This window comes from Clostridium sp. M62/1 (genome assembly GCF_020736365.1).
Lineage (GTDB): Bacteria > Bacillota > Clostridia > Lachnospirales > Lachnospiraceae > Otoolea > Otoolea saccharolyticum_A.
In genome coordinates this window covers 837335-851781 of sequence record NZ_CP085988.1, presented here as the reverse complement: position 1 = coordinate 851781, position 14447 = coordinate 837335, and the positions used below count along the sequence as shown (strand labels likewise).

Below are 14447 nucleotides of genomic sequence, written 5' to 3'. Positions count from 1 at the left end.
CTATCCTTCTTAAATGTCTGCCCGTAACCCCCAGGCGAGCGTGTGCCTTATCAGCGCGGTTTATGCCGGCTCTGTTTCCCTAGGTTTTTCCCTCCTCCTGCTTTACAACCCCATACAGCATAATATCGAGAATTTTAGAAACATTCACTTCGTGATCCTCCATCAATGCGTGCATATCTTTTTTTCCATAATATTTACTCTGAAAATAGCCATTAAACATCTCGAAAAATATCATAAAATACTCCATGGCCGTGTCGGCTGTGATTCCCTCCCTAAGGTGTACCTCCTGCAGAAGCGCCCTGAAATAGTCTGTATAAAATTTATCATACCCCTGTCTGAGTACACCGATTTCCCTGCGCAGGTGCTCCGGCGGCTGGAGAACTGTGTTAAAAAATATGTTGCAGTAATACGGATTTTCCTGAAAAAACTTTTGCCGCATGTTCAGGAGATTCTGTATATTTTCCCCCATACTTCCGGCTTTCGATTCCATGCGCCGGAAATATGCGGTCATCTCGCAAAAGCATTTTTCTACGCACTTTAAATATAATTCATCTTTATTCTTAAAGTTATGATATACCAGCCCCTTGGAGATCTGGTTCTCATTGCAGAGTGTCGTCAGGGAAGCGCTGTCATAACTCTTTGTCCCGAATTCTGCTATTGCGGCAGACAGGATTCTCTCGTAAGTGCGTCTCGTCTTCTCCTCTTTTCTCATGTCTGCACCCCTCTATTCTTATTATTAACCATGTGGTCAATAATAGTTTATGCCAAACAGACCCCATAGTCAATCCCCTGTTCTTTACTTGCCCCCTTACATATCATTTCCCATATTTTTTGAAATGCTCCGCTTCATAGTATTAAACAGGAGGACGCATACAATGATTGTTAAAATATCAGCCGCCGGCTGAGAGAAGTATATCCCTTTCACTCCCAGCATGCCCGGCAGTATCAGGATAAAGGGCACGTAAAACAGACACTGGCGGATAAGCGACAGAAACAGTCCCATCCGCGGGGAGCCGATTGTCTGAAATGTAATAGTCATCATGTAGCACAGGCCAAATGCCGGATATAGAGCCACCTGTGAAATCAGCAGCCATTTCCCGTAGTCAACGACCAATGGATTTCTGTTAAACAGCAGAATCAGAGGCTTCGCCAGCACAATATAGAATATTGCCACCGCAACAGTTAAAACCAGGGAACCCTGCAGAGCAAACCTTGCCGACTGTCTGAACCGCTCCCTGTTTTTTGCGCCAAAGGCATAGGAGGCTACCGGCTGATATCCCTGCATAAATCCCATAATCACATAACATCCAATCAAAACCAGCCTCTGGACAACGCCGTACGCTGCAATAATCAAATCGGAATCCGGAAGGGTTTTTGCCGCTATATTAGTCAGAGAGGCAGCAGCTGCCAGGCATATCTGAATAACTGCCGTGGGGATTCCTATTGAGACAACCTCCCATATCAGGCCTGCTGAAATTTTGAAGTATTTCGGTTTAAGCTGAATCACAGAGAAGCCTCCCACATAAAAAATCACTAAAATAACAAAGGTAACACACTGTGAAACGGTAGTTGCAAGAGACGCGCCCTCGACACCCATATTGAGTCCCCACGAAAACATAAATATGGGATCCAGGATTACGTTCAGCGCAGCTCCAGTAATTCCAGAACGCATAGTCCCTGGCCTGAGGAAGCACAGCATCAGATGCGCCGAAGGCCCGCAGCAGCACTTCCATGAAAATAAGACCTGTTATACACAATCCGGCACCAATCATCATGGAAAATCCCACAATCGTCGTAACCGTGCGGCTGGCTGCCTCTCTGTCGTTGGCTCCCAGCTGCCTGCCCGCCAGAACACCGGCCCCTGCAGCAAAAATATTCTCTATAGAGACCATAATGAGGAGCAGCGGCAGAGTCACTCCCACTGCTGCAAGGGCAGTGTCGCTGCCCAGCATACCGATATACACCGTATCAACAATGTTATAGACAGCTTTTGCCAATAATGCCAGTATTGCAGGAACCGCCAAATCGATAATCGCTTTGGAAGGTTTTACAGAAGACAAAATAGATTCTTTTTGGATATTCTTATTTTTCGTCATTTCCCTCACCTACATTTCAAGACAAAACGGTTGTCAAATTTCAGTAATCTTTCTGTGTTCACAGATACCATTGACGGCTGAAAGGAAAGCGCTTTATTGACCGATCGGTCTATAAATGTATATTATCGCTTATAGACCATACGGTCAATATTATATTCAGTATTATGTTTATATTTTGGGATTATTCCAAAAGATGTGATTTGTGATTTCAGAAAGATGTCTCGGCAGAAGCCAGCTGACATCCAGAGTTTCTGGACAGCTTTTGTCTCTGATAAAGCTGAATATTTCATATTAAGTATGGCTGTTTCGCCTGCGGCGGGCCTCTTTACCGGAAAATGCTGCTCCGCCGGTGACTTTCCGGACAGAATCGTTCAGTCACGGACAGCCCGGCGGATGACAGGTTTCGTTGATTACCGTTCGGCCTGAGTCAATAGGGCGGCGGTTTCCACATGCCCCGACTGCGGAAACATATCCACACACCGTACTCTCTTCACCTCATACCCCTTCTCTCCAAGGTACTTCACATCCCTGGCCAGCGTAGCGGAATCGCAGCTTACATACACCACCTTCTTCGGCCCCATCCTGACGATGGTTTCCAGGCACTTCTCATCGCACCCCTTCCGCGGCGGGTCCACCACAATCACATCCGCATACACCTGGTTTTTCTCATACTGCTCCGGCAGAACCTCCTCGGCCTTTCCCACGAAGAATTCCACATTCTCCATTCCATTGATTTCGGCATTCCCCCTCGCGTCGTCTATCGCCTGGGGCACAATCTCCACGCCGTACACCTGTTTTGCCTTCTGGGCCAGAAACAGGGAGATTGTCCCTATGCCGCAGTACAAATCCCACACAGTCTCATCTCCCGTCAGCCCGGCATACTCCAGAGCCGTCCCGTAAAGCCGCTCCGTCTGCACCGGATTGACCTGATAAAACGAGAGGGGGGAGATTCTGTACTTCACATTCCCGATATAGTCGGTAATATATCCCGGCCCGTAGAGATTCACAATCTCCTTTCCAAGGATCACGTTGGTTTTCTCCCTGTTTATGTTAAAGGAGATACTGGTCATTCCGGCAATTTTCAGCAGCCGTTCCACCAGAATCTCTTTTTTCGGAAGCTCTGTGCCGTTTAGAATCAGGCACACCATAAGCTCTCCCGTCCGAAAGCCCTTTCGTATCAGCACATGGCGCACGAGTCCCCTGTGAAGTTCCTCATTGTACGGCTCAATCTTATATTCATTCATGAAATTCCTGATAATATCAAGAATTTCCCTGTTTTCCTCCACACCCAGCAGGCAGTCCTCATTTTCCACTATGCAGTGGGTCCTCCCCGCATAGAACCCTGCTATAATCCTGCCGTCCTTATCCCTTCCAAAGGGAAACTGAGCCTTATTCCTGTACCGCCAGGGCTCCTCCATCCCGATAATGGGCTCCATTCTGACTGTCTCTTCCCTCTTCTTTTCAGTACCCTTCAGGTTCTCCTGCCCCTTTTCCTCTGGAAGCAGAAGCCCGGAAAGCCCTCCGATCCGCTTCAGATTATTGTATACCTTCCTCTCCTTAAACCGCAGCTGCTCCTCATAGGCCACTGCCTGCATCTGGCAGCCTCCGCAGCGGCGGGCCACAGGACATTTTTCCTCAACCCGGCAGGCGGACGGCTCTATCACGCGCACCAGGCGGGCAAAGCCAAAGTTTTTTTTCATCTTCATTGCGCTTGCCTCAATCCGGTCGCCGATCACCGCATCCTTCACAAACCAGATATAGCCGTCCAGACGTCCAATGCCCTCCCCGTTTTCTCCCATGTCCTCTATATCAAGTATAAACCTGTCATTTTTCTTCATCTCCACGCTCGTTTCGTATCCTTTCCTTTTTTCGCATCTCCCTTTTCGGTTTTATCCGTCTCCCCCTGGCCAGCTGTCACTCTTTCAGCTTTCTCCGGGCCGCTTCCATCCACTTTTTCTCTGCTCTCCCTGTCTCTTCTCTTTTCCCTCTCTTATTTTCTCCTTCTACCTGTACCTTGCCCTCTCTCCGCCGATGTATTTAAGCCTCGTTCTGGCGCAGTTTACATGGGCGCTTCCGATCTCCCGCAGGGAGGTTCTCACCGGAACAGCTACGGGGCGAAGATGCATGCCGATCAGGGTATCGCCGATGTCAATTCCTGCATGGGCCTGTATGCGCTCTACAGCCACCGGATTCTCAAATCCCGCAAAGGCGGCAGTGGCAAAGGAGCCTCCTGCCTTGAGCTGCGGCACGACATTGACCATCTCAAGCCCGTATTTCAGGGCACACTCCTCCTCCACAATCAGCGCTCTGTTTAAGTGTTCACAGCACTGGGCAGCCAGATAGATGCCCCTGCTTTTAAGCTCCCCGTAAATCACCTCAAACACAGCTCTTCCAACCTCCTCGCTGGAATAAGAGCCAATCCGATGGGCCTCTATCTCGCTGGAGGAACAGCCTGCCACCAGTATCTGTCCCTCTTTCATCACGGCGGCGTCGAGAAGCTCCCGAAGCACCTGAGCCGTCTGCTCCTTTATCCTGTTAATCTCCTCCCTGTCTGTGGGATTCTCTGCAACTCCCTTAACTGACATATGCCTGTTCTCCTTTCATTCTGTCTTTCTCTGTCTTTCACTGTCTTTCACTGTCTTTCGCATCATTCCCATATCCAAAAGAAGATGCCGCGAAACCGGCATCTTCCCACACTGCAGACGGCAGACAAATTCACGGCTGCGCCGTCCGCTTACCTTGCGTAAAACTCCTTCACCCGATCCATCCTGGCGCCCATTCCGCACAGCATCATGTCAGCCACTGTGAAGGCGGCCATGGCCTCCACCACAACCACTGCCCTTGGGACAATGATCGGGTCATGGCGGCCCTTGATGCTTATCTCAATCTCCTCGCCGTCCCTGTTCACGGTCTGCTGAGGGGATGCAATGGACGGCGTCGGCTTAAATGCAGCCCGGAATACAATATCGCTTCCGTCGCTGATTCCTCCCAGGATTCCGCCGGCATGATTCGTCGCTTTTACAATCCTCTTTCCTCCCCGCATTTCTTCCGGGCAGGCTTTTCTTCTCTCTGCGGCTTTCTGAGACTCTTCCCTCAGGATCTCCCTATCCAGGATCTCTTCCTCCTGAGGCCCTTCCTCACGAATCTCCTCCGCCCAAATCTCTTTCTCACGAAGCACTCTGAACGCATCGTTATTTTCGGCTCCTGTGGAGGCTGCGGCGGCAAAGCCGTCGCCGATCTCAAAACCCTTCACAGCTCCTATGGAGCAGACGGCCTTGGCAAGATTGGCGCTGAGCTTCTCAAAGACAGGTTCCCCCACGCCTGCCGGAACGCCGGAAATCACACATTCCACAATCCCTCCGGCTGAATTTTTCTGTGCCATCTTCTCCTCCAGGAACTGCTCTGCCTCCCTGGCAGCCTCCTGATCCGGCATATAGAGGCGGTTTTTCTCCCTGTCCTCCAGGCAGAAACGCTCCGGCGATATGCTTACAGGCCCTATCTGCCTGGTATATGCCTTTACGGAAATCCCCAGCTCCCCCAGAATCTTTGCCGCTACGGCTCCCGCCGCCGTGCGGCCGATAGTTTCCCGGCCTGAGGAGCGTCCGCCTCCCCGGTAGTCCCGAAAGCCGTATTTTGCGTCAAAGGTATAGTCTGCATGTCCTGGCCTGTAGCAGGATGCAATCTCTCCATAGTCCCTGGAACGCTGATCCTGATTCCTGACCATCATGGAAATGGGAGTTCCCGTCGTCCTTCCCTCAAAGATGCCGGACAGGATCTCCACCCGGTCGCTCTCATTTCTCTTTGTGGAATATCTGCTCTGCCCCGGTTTCCTCCTGTCTAAATATGCCTGGATATCCTCCTCGCAGAGCGCTATCCCCGCCGGGCAGCCGTCCACCGTCACGCCCACCGCCGGGCCATGAGACTCTCCCCAGGTTGTCATCATAAGAATCGTGCCAAATATTGATCCTGCCATCTGTAATTCTGCCTCCTGCCTCTCACTGCCGTGTTTCTCTATCTGATTCTCTTTTCCGTCCTCTTTTTCCTCTGCCGGCCGGGCCTTGTACGGCTGCGGCTTGCTTCTCCAGCCTGACCGGCACTTTCTTTCTCTGCCTTTCGCCGCCTTCGTCCTTTTCGTACTATTCCTTTGGAATCTTTGTGATCACGCAGCAGTTGGGCTCATTGACCTCGATGGAGCGGTGATTCATCATCAGAAGCCCGTTCTCATAGTCGACACTGAAAAAGGAGATCGTACCGCTGGCGTGATTGATGCTGGCCAGATGCTTCTGATCCGGGAAAACGGCAATATCTTTCGGATAGTCTCCGCTGATCGGGAGACAGCATATCAGGGTGAGAAGTCCCGTTTCCAGATCTCTCCTGTAGATGCTCACACTGTTGTCCCCTGCATTGCTGCAGTAGAGGTACCTGTCATCCGGCGACATGCGGATGGCGCAGGCTGCCGTAAGCTGGCCGGCCGGTGCATCCCCTGTGGAGGAAACGGTCTGGACTCTCTCAATGACCGGGACTCTCTCGCCTGTCTCATAGCTGAACACGTCGATGGTATTCTTTAACTGGTACATTAAATAGAAATATTTTCCGTCCTGGCTGAAAATAAACTGTCTGGGAGCAGATTCCAGCTCGCAGCGCAGGGCATCCACCAGCGTCATGGTTCCCTTATCCCCGTCGAATCGGTAGATTTTCACCTGATCGATTCCCAGATCTGCCACCATCAGGAACTTTCCGTCCGGCGTCCGTCTGGTGCAGCTGATATGAGGCCTGAAATTTCTCTCTGCCACGCTTCCCAGACCTTTGTGGAATACCTTGTCCGCAATCTCCCCCACAGAGCCGTCCGGGTTCAGGCGGAGGGTAGTCTCTTTTCCGTCATGGTAACCGGATACAAAGATAAATTTGTCCTCCTCGTCCGTGGCCAGATGACAGCCCCTCATCCCCTTGATGCTGGCCCTGTTTAAACGCGCAAGCCCCCCGTTTGGAAGGATACGGAAGGATACCACACCCTCGTCTGCAATGGAATACAGAGTCCTGCCGTCGTGGGACACAGTCAGGTAGGAGGCGTTGTCCACCTCCATCTCGCATCTGTATTTAAAGTATCCGTTCTTCACATCTACATCGTAAACTGTAATTCCCTTTGCCTGTCCATTGTAGGAATAAGATCCCACGTAAGCCATGTACTTGCCTGTCATAATACGTTCTCCTCCTAACATGCCGGCAGCTGCCGGCTCTACCAAGCCTTCCGGCCGCAGCAGTCCTCCGCCTTGCCCGGCAAAACCGTCAAGGCCAAACCGCCGTCTCAAATCAGCCATTTTGATAAACACATAATAGCACAGTTTTTACGGTTTGTGAACCTCAAAGACCTTATTCGGGAACCTGTCATTTTCTGACAGATACGTGTCGAATAATGGTTGACACCCTGGTAAAACCATGTATAATGATAGTTGCTGTCTGTTTATTATTAGTAAACTTTATTTTTATTTTTACATTCATTTAGCAATAATAAACTTTAAACTTATTATCATACAACCTGCGCTCCTGTTTTCCAGGCGGCGCAGGCAAAGAGCGCGCCGGCTAAGAAGCGGAGACGAAACAGAGCCAGAAATGAAGCGGCACCGGAGATAAAACACACCGGAGACGAAGCAGCACCGGAGATGAAAAACGCCGGAGACGAAGCAGCACCGTGACACAGACAGAGCGTGCCGCAGACAGGGCCGCAGCAAAACGAAGGAGGGAAGGCATTTGAGCATCGGAGCAAAATTAAAGGAGCTGAGAGTCCTCAAGGGACTTACGCAGGAGGAGCTGGCCGACAGAGCCGAGCTGTCCAAGGGCTTCATCTCGCAGGTGGAGCGCGATCTCACCTCTCCGTCCATTGCAACGCTGATGGACATTCTTCAGTGCCTCGGCACAACCATCGGAGAGTTTTTTGCGGAAACTGCTGACGAGCAGATTGTATTTGGAAAAAATGATTTCTTTATTAAAGAGGACGGAGAGCTTAAGAACACGGTCAAATGGATCGTTCCCAATGCCCAGAAAAACTGCATGGAGCCCATTCTCCTGACACTGGAGGCCGGAGGCGCAAGCTGTCCCGATTCCCCCCACGAAGGCGAGGAGTTCGGGTATGTTTTAAGCGGGAGCATAGCCATCCATCTGGGAAACCGGGTTTTTAAGGCAAAGAAGGGAGAATCCTTCTATTTTACAAGTGACAAAACCCACTATATTGAGAGCAGAAGCGGAGCCTCCCTTCTCTGGGTCAGCTCACCGCCCAGCTTTTAGGAGGATGCGGGCAGCTGCCTGCTTACTAACTTTACGGAGGATTTGGAAATGAGTCAGCCACTGATTGATCTCGTAAATATTACGAAAAGCTATGACGGCACGATTGTCCTGGACGATCTGTGCCTGTCTGTCAAGGAAAATGAATTTGTCACCCTGCTGGGCCCCAGCGGCTGCGGGAAGACCACTACCCTGCGCATTATCGGAGGCTTTGAGTCGCCGGATAAGGGAAGAGTGATCTTCGGCGGGCAGGACATCACAAACGTGCCGCCCAACAAACGGCAGCTCAACACGGTTTTCCAGAAATATGCTCTCTTTCCCCATATGAGCATTGCAGAAAACATCGCCTTTGGACTGAAAATCAAGAAAAAGCCGAAAGCCTACATTGACGATAAAATCAGGTATGCTTTAAAGCTCGTAAACCTGGACGGCTTTGAGAACAGAACCGTGGACTCCTTAAGCGGAGGCCAGCAGCAGCGAATTGCCATCGCCAGGGCCATTGTCAACGAGCCGAAGGTCCTGCTTCTGGACGAGCCCCTCGGCGCCCTGGATCTGAAGCTTCGCCAGGATATGCAGTATGAGCTGATCCGGCTGAAAAATGAGCTGGGAATCACCTTCATCTACGTCACCCACGACCAGGAGGAGGCCCTCACCATGTCCGACACCATCGTCGTCATGAACCAGGGCTATATTCAGCAGATGGGCTCCCCGGAGCAGATTTACAATGAGCCGGAGAACGCCTTTGTGGCTGATTTCATCGGGGAGAGCAACATTATCGACGGCCTCATGATCCACGACGAGCTGGTGGAGATCGCCGGGGCGAAATTCGCCTGCGTGGACAAGGGCTTCGGGAACAGCAAGCCGGTGGACGTGGTAATCCGGCCGGAGGACATCGACCTGGTAAAGCCGGAGGACGGAACCCTTCAGGGCACAGTCACCCACCTGATCTTCAAGGGCGTCCACTATGAGATGGAGGTAACAACTCCTGACGGCTACGAGTGGCTGGTTCACAGCACAGACATGTTCCCGGTTGGGGAAAAGGTAGGCATCCATGTGGAGCCGTTCGACATCCAGATCATGAACAAGCCTGCCTCTGAGGACGAGGAGGCCGTGGGAATCGATGAATAGGAAACACAGAAAATCACTGAAACAGTACCTGGCAGGGCCTTACCTGATCTGGATGACCGGCTTTACCATCATCCCCCTGTTTCTAATCGCATGGTACGGACTGACGGACGCCTCCGGCTCCTTCACCCTGGACAACGTGCTGTCCATCGCCACGCCGGAGCACGCAAAGGCTCTGTTTCTCTCCCTGGGACTTTCCCTCTTGAGCACGGCAATCTGCCTGCTTCTGGCCTATCCGCTGGCCATGATTCTGAGGAAGAAGAACATCGGCCGGGGCAGCTTCATTGTCTTTATCTTTATTCTGCCTATGTGGATGAACTTTCTTCTGAGAACACTGGCATGGCAGACGCTGCTTGAAAAAAATGGTGTGATCAACGGAATTCTGTCCGCACTCCACCTGCCGAATATCGCGATAATCAACACTCCGGCAGCCATCGTGCTGGGCATGGTGTACAACTTCCTGCCCTTTATGGTGCTTCCGGTCTACAACGTGCTGATCAAGATCGACGACAATACCATAAACGCCGCAAAGGATCTGGGCGCCAACAGCTTCCAGACATTAATCCACATCTGGCTTCCCTTAAGCCTTCCGGGAATTATCAGCGGCATCACCATGGTGTTCGTGCCTGCCCTCACCACCTTTGTTATCTCCAATCTCCTTGGAGGCAGCAAGATCCTGCTCATCGGAAACGTCATTGAGCAGGAATTTACAAAGGGAAGCAACTGGCACCTGGGCTCAGGCCTTTCTCTGGTGCTGATGGTCTTCATCCTGATCAGTATGGCTCTCATCGCCAAATACGATAAAAACGGGGAGGGGTCTGCATTCTGATGAACGGAAAATTAAATGTAAATGAAAATAAAATGATAAATACTGCGGCGGCGGACGTCATCTCTTCCTCCGGTGAAACAAAAAACAGCTCCCATCTCTGGAAGAGAAGGCTTCGGAAGTTTTTTCAGGATTTTTACCTGGTGATCATCCTGATTTTCCTGTACGCCCCGATTTTCACCATGATGGTTCTGTCCTTCAACGACTCCAAGTCCAGAACCATCTGGGGCGGTTTTACCACAAAGTGGTACGCGCAGATGTTTGAGAACCAGTCTATTATGGATGCCCTCTACAACACGCTGCTCATCGCCTTCATCTCAGCCCTGGCGGCCACCATCCTCGGAACTCTGGCAACCCTGGGCATCAACAGCATGAAGCGGGTTCCGAAAAACATCACCATGGGCATCAACAATATCCCGATTTTAAACTCCGAGATCGTGACCGGTATTTCCCTGATGCTCACCTTCATTGCCTTTGGAATCTCCCTGGGCTTTAAGACTATCCTGATTGCCCACATTACCTTTAACCTGCCCTTTGTCATTTTAAGCGTCCTGCCCAAGCTTCGGCAGACCAGCCGCTACACCTACGAGGCTGCCCTGGACCTGGGCGCAAACCCGCTTCAGGCATTTTTCAAGGTAGTGTTTCCGGACATTATGCCCGGCGTGCTGTCAGGCTTTCTGATGGGCTTTACCCTGTCCCTGGACGACTTTATCATCACCCACTTTACCAGAGGCGCAGGCATCAACACCCTGTCCACCCTGATCTACAGCGAGGTGAGAAGGGGAATCAAGCCCTCCATGTACGCCCTGTCCACGATCATCTTCGTGACCGTGCTGGCCCTCCTTCTGATTACCAACTTTGCTCCGAAGGAGAGTGGAGCGAAACCGCAGAAGAACATGCAGCAAAGCGCAGATAAGGGAAGGAAAATCTCCGGCCCGCATCTGAAGAAAGGGCTTTTGGCCGCTGCCTCCTTCGCCATTGTGGCCGTTGTCTGCTTTACCACCTACATCAGATATACGTCAAAGCCGGCGAATGAGCTCTACGTGTACAACTGGGGTGAGTACATTGATCCGTCTGTCATCGAGGAATTTGAGGCGGAGACAGGCATCAGGGTTACCTATGACCTCTTTGAGACCAACGAGGAAATGTATCCCGTTGTGGAGGCCGGAGGCGTAAGCTATGACGTGGTCTGTCCTTCTGACTACATGATCCAGAAAATGGCGGAGAACGGCCTTCTGGCTGAGCTCAACTACGACAACATTCCAAATATTAAGAACATTGACAGTCAGTATCTGGAAAAGTCCGAGAGCTTTGATCCCGGAAACCGGTATGCGGTTCCCTACACCTGGGGAACGGTGGGTATCCTCTACAACACAAAGCGGATCGAGGAGCTGGGCGTACAGCCCCCATCCAGGTGGGCGGATCTGTGGGATCCGGCCTACAAGGGCGAGATTCTCATGCAGGACAGCGTCCGGGACGCCTTCATGGTAGCTCTCAAATCCCTGGGATATTCCATGAACTCCACAGACGAGGGAGAGCTTGCCCAGGCAAGAGATCTGCTGATTGCCCAGAAGCCCCTCGTACAGGCCTACGTCATTGACCAGGTGAGAGACAAGATGATCGGCGGCGAGGCTGCCGTGGGCGTCATCTACTCCGGCGAGATGCTCTTTATCCAGGAGGAGGTTGCCAGACAGAATCTGGATTACAGCCTGGAATACGTGATCCCGGAGGAGGGAACGAATATCTGGATTGACGCCTGGGTGATCCCGAAAAATGCGAAAAATAAGGAAAATGCAGAAAAGTGGATTAACTTCCTGTGCAGACCTGATATTGCCAAGAAAAATTTTGAATACATTACCTATGCCACCCCAAACAAGGCGGCAAAGGAGCTTCTGGAACCGGAAATCCAGAATAACAAGGCTCTCTTTCCTGACACGGACAAGCTGGAAAATTCCGAGGTGTTCCAGTATCTCGGCGATGCGGTGGATATGATTTACAATAACCTCTGGAAAGAGGTAAAATCTCAGTAGGCGGCAGAAACAGCTCTTATTTTAGGCGAAGAAAGGAGTTTTTTATGAAGATAGCAATTCCCTATGCAGACGGCCTTGTCTTTCAGCATTTTAATGAGGCCTCCCTTTTTAAGATTTACACGGTGGATGATTTCGACATCCTGTCCTCCGGGCTCGTGACCATCTCCCAGGGCACGCCGGCGCAGACTGCTGAAAGCCTTCGGGAGCAGGGTGTCAACGTAGTCATCTGCGGAAATATCGGAGTGGCATCGCTTCTGAACCTGCAGGATGCAAAGATCCAGGTCATGGGAGGCGCCTACGGGGAGGCGGACGCCCAGGTGGAGAGCTTTCTGAACGGCCAGCTCCACTTTGAGACAAAGGAGAGCCGCAGGGAACAGAAAGACGGGGAGAGCAACGGAAACGTGAGCGCCTGCGGCAGCACCCAGTGCTTCTAAACTTCTCCTTCTGCTTATCTGCCCAACAGGAACTTTCCTGCAGGGCAGGTAAGAAGAGTAAACAAGCGCAGCGCCGGACAGGCTTTAAAAGATGCCTGTCCGGCGCTGCGCTTATTCTTTCTCTCTGTTTTTTAGTCAACCAGCTTGTCCAACTCTTTCACATGCTCCGTCTCATTGGAGGTCTTGTGCTTTGCCTTGGCCGCATACTGGTTTACTGCAACCTGAGACTTCTTGATCGGCTGCATGGTTCCTGCTCCGGCCACACATCCGCCTGGGCAGGCCATTCCCTCAAGCAGATAGCCGTTGTACTTTCCTGCCTTTGCCAGGGTTAAGAGCTTGCGGCAGTCCTTTAAGCCCTCTGCGTTGGCCACCTTGATCTCCCGATCCGGGAACCGGTTCTTGATAACGTCCACCACGGACTTGGCCACGCCTCCGGCTACGGCAAAGTTACGTCCGTCTGTGGAGGCGTCATTTACACCGTCCGGATCTTCTTCGATATTCTCAATATCCACATGCTTTGCATCAAAAATTCCCGCCATCTCCTCAAAGGTCAGAACGAAATCCACCTCACTGCGGACGCTCTTTCTCATGGCCTCCAGCTTCTTTGCAGCGCACGGTCCGATAAATACAACCCTGGCATTCTCGTGCTTGCTCTTGATCAGCCTTGCTGTCAGAGTCATAGGAGTCAGGGCCATGGAAATGCAGTTTGCATAGTCCGGGAACAGTTTCTTGGCCATCATGGACCAGGCCGGACAGCAGGAGGTTGCCATAAACGGGAGCTTCTCAGGCACTTCCTTCACAAAATCAATGGCCTCCTGAGTTGCACAAAGATCCGCTCCGATCGCCACCTCAAATACATCGGCAAAGCCCAGAGCCTTCATGGCTGCACGGAGTTTTCCAGGTGTTACCTTCGGGCCGAACTGTCCCACAAACGCCGGCGCCACAGCAGCGTACACACGCTCACCGGACTGAATCGCCCTGATGACCTGGAAGATCTGGGACTTATCTGCAATCGCTCCGAATGGGCAGTTTACAAGACACTGGCCGCAGGAAACGCACTTGTCATAGTCAATGTCAGCCTTTCCGTTCACGTCGGAGTGGATGGCATCCATGCCGCAGGCAGCAGCGCAGGGGCGCTCCTGAACGATAATGGCGTTATATCCGCAGACCTCCTTGCACTTTCCGCACTTGATGCACTTATCCTGATCAATGTAGGAGCGTCCGTTTGTCCGATCCAGGGTGACAGCTCCCTTGGGACACACCTCCACACACGGGTGGGCCAGACAGCCCTGGCAGCCGTCTGTCACATAGACGCGCTTTTCATGACAGGCGTTGCATGCAAATTTGATTACGTTAATTAACGGCGGCGTGTAATAGGTCTCGGCCCTGTCAGCCGCCTCAATATTGTCAGACAGCGGCGCGTGCTCGCCGGCTCCCCTGCAGGGAAGGCCCATGGCAAGTCTCAGCCTCTCGCCTACGATTGCCCTCTCCAGGAAGACGTCGTTTCTGAAGTTTCCTACCTCTCCCGGGATAATCTTGTAGGGAAGCTCCTCAATTCTCTTGTCCACCGGCCATTCTGTGTGATAGGCCATGCGTGCTACTTCGCGGAAAATCCTGTGTCTGATTTCCTGGATTCGTGTTTCTACTCCTCTCATAC

Annotated in this window: 13 protein-coding genes; 5 read left to right on the top strand and 8 right to left on the bottom strand. The window is 51.7% G+C overall.

Going from position 1 to position 14447, the window contains the following annotated elements; all coding sequences use genetic code 11:
* Positions 1–79: 79 nt before the first annotated feature.
* From LK436_RS04455 to LK436_RS04430, 7 genes are all read right to left on the bottom strand, one after another.
* Positions 80–712 carry a TetR/AcrR family transcriptional regulator gene (locus LK436_RS04455; RefSeq protein ID WP_008396373.1) on the bottom strand — a complete coding sequence of 211 codons (633 nt, stop codon included), beginning with the start codon at positions 710–712 and terminating at the stop codon, positions 80–82.
* Between the two features lie 96 nt (positions 713–808).
* Entirely contained in the window at positions 809–1507 is a 699-nt protein-coding gene (locus LK436_RS18495) for an MATE family efflux transporter (RefSeq protein WP_008396374.1), read from the bottom strand.
* Positions 1494–2096, bottom strand: a complete 603-nt coding sequence (locus LK436_RS18490; protein WP_008396375.1) for an MATE family efflux transporter — start codon at positions 2094–2096, stop codon at positions 1494–1496. Before LK436_RS18490 ends, LK436_RS18495 begins: the two co-directional genes overlap by 14 nt.
* A 410-nt stretch (positions 2097–2506) precedes the next feature.
* Positions 2507–3934, bottom strand: a complete 1428-nt coding sequence (rlmD, locus tag LK436_RS04445; protein ID WP_008396378.1) for a 23S rRNA (uracil(1939)-C(5))-methyltransferase RlmD — start codon at positions 3932–3934, stop codon at positions 2507–2509.
* 165 nt (positions 3935–4099) lie between these two features.
* Entirely contained in the window at positions 4100–4681 is a 582-nt protein-coding gene (locus LK436_RS04440; protein ID WP_008396379.1) for a TIGR01440 family protein, read from the bottom strand.
* Between the two features lie 149 nt (positions 4682–4830).
* Positions 4831–6069: a chorismate synthase gene (gene aroC, locus LK436_RS04435; RefSeq protein WP_008396380.1), complete on the bottom strand. Its 1239-nt coding sequence runs from the start codon at positions 6067–6069 to the stop codon at positions 4831–4833.
* A 163-nt stretch (positions 6070–6232) separates the two neighbouring features.
* The gene (locus LK436_RS04430) at positions 6233–7414 is read right to left on the bottom strand and encodes a lactonase family protein (RefSeq protein ID WP_008396381.1); all 1182 of its coding nucleotides are present in this window, start codon (positions 7412–7414) and stop codon (positions 6233–6235) included.
* Positions 7415–7844: 430 nt separating this feature from the next.
* On the opposite strand from LK436_RS04430, the gene LK436_RS04425 reads away from it, so the two are divergent.
* Genes LK436_RS04425 through LK436_RS04405 form a run of 5 tightly spaced genes read left to right on the top strand, consistent with a single transcriptional unit; the run spans position 7845 to position 12790 of the window.
* Positions 7845–8378 (top strand): helix-turn-helix domain-containing protein, encoded by a 534-nt coding sequence (locus LK436_RS04425; RefSeq protein ID WP_008396383.1) that lies wholly within the window; start codon positions 7845–7847, stop codon positions 8376–8378.
* Positions 8379–8426: 48 nt separating this feature from the next.
* Positions 8427–9503: a spermidine/putrescine ABC transporter ATP-binding protein gene (gene potA / locus LK436_RS04420; protein ID WP_015574627.1), complete on the top strand. Its 1077-nt coding sequence runs from the start codon at positions 8427–8429 to the stop codon at positions 9501–9503.
* A complete protein-coding gene (locus LK436_RS04415) occupies positions 9496–10329 on the top strand; it encodes an ABC transporter permease (RefSeq protein ID WP_008396386.1) in 834 nt (277 codons plus the stop codon). The genes potA and LK436_RS04415 overlap by 8 nt, the downstream gene beginning before the upstream one ends.
* The gene (locus LK436_RS04410; RefSeq protein ID WP_008396387.1) at positions 10329–12356 is read left to right on the top strand and encodes an extracellular solute-binding protein; all 2028 of its coding nucleotides are present in this window, start codon (positions 10329–10331) and stop codon (positions 12354–12356) included. Before LK436_RS04415 ends, LK436_RS04410 begins: the two co-directional genes overlap by 1 nt.
* A 44-nt stretch (positions 12357–12400) precedes the next feature.
* Complete coding sequence (locus LK436_RS04405; protein ID WP_008396388.1) at positions 12401–12790, top strand: NifB/NifX family molybdenum-iron cluster-binding protein; 390 nt, start codon at positions 12401–12403, stop codon at positions 12788–12790.
* A 131-nt stretch (positions 12791–12921) separates the two neighbouring features.
* On the opposite strand, the gene LK436_RS04400 is transcribed toward LK436_RS04405, so the two are convergent.
* On the bottom strand, positions 12922–14445 hold the full coding sequence (locus LK436_RS04400; protein WP_008396389.1) for a 4Fe-4S dicluster domain-containing protein: 1524 nt from the start codon (positions 14443–14445) through the stop codon (positions 12922–12924).
* Positions 14446–14447 lie beyond the last annotated feature (2 nt).